Consider the following 915-nt stretch of genomic DNA (forward strand, 5'->3'; position numbering starts at 1 on the left):
TACGCACGTGATCATGGGATAGATTTGCGTCCAGAAGATTTTTTTTATCCCGAGCGCTTGCAGAGATTAATGCAAGAGCAACACCCCCCATTGTCGAAAATTTGCAAGAGTTGCAGTGTTGATCACACCGGAGAAACTTTACAGCATTAAGGAGATGATGATGGCTGTAGAAAAGAAATACGAACTTACTGATGAAACAATTGAGTTTGATGGCAGAACCCTTCATCTCATAGAAGCATTGAGAAGCTTTGGAGATGTTAAGGCTGGCGAATTAGGTGGTTGGATAGAAAAAGAAGGCAACCTATCCCATGATGGTAATTGTTGGGTTGGGAACAATGCCAAGGTTTATGACAATGCCAAGGTTTTTGGTGATGCCAATGTTCTTGGTTTTTCTCATGTTTCTGGCGATGCCCGTGTTTATGGCAATGCTAGGGTCTATGAATATGCCAAGGTTCATGGATATGCCGAAGTTTATGATAGTGCTAAGGTTTTTGGCGGTGCTGAGGTTTATGGGAATGCCAAGGTTTATGACAATGCTTGGGTTTATGGTGGTGCTGAGGTTTCTGGCGATGCACGGGTTTTTGGCGGTGCTTGTGTTTTGGAAGATGCTCGTGTTTTTGACATGGCAAGAGTTTCTAATGCAGTGAAGGTATATGGTGACGCCGCGATTTATGGCAATGCAGATGTTTGTGGCACTGAAGAATTTGGCGATGACGACAGAGTTTATATGCGTTCACATAGCACAAACGAAGCGCATAAGGATGATGCTGGTAAGGCGCGTGTTGAACTAATCCCGCCGTTGGCACTGATTGAAATCGGTAAAGTTTTAGAGTTTGGAGCAAAGAAGTACGGAGCAAACAATTGGCGTAATGGCATGCACTGGAGCAGGTTTCACGGTGCTGCTTTACGTCATTT

The 915-nt window shown here is 44.2% G+C and carries 1 protein-coding gene; it reads left to right on the forward strand.

Translation table 11 applies throughout. The annotated features are described in order from the left end of the window. Positions 1-160: 160 nt before the first annotated feature. A partial coding sequence (locus tag ACFIKE_RS11655; RefSeq protein ID WP_375650106.1) for a dATP/dGTP diphosphohydrolase domain-containing protein occupies positions 161-915 on the forward strand: 755 nt, incomplete at its 3' end.

This window comes from Bartonella sp. MU70NMGDW (assembly GCF_042194085.1).
GTDB lineage: Bacteria > Pseudomonadota > Alphaproteobacteria > Rhizobiales > Rhizobiaceae > Bartonella > Bartonella grahamii.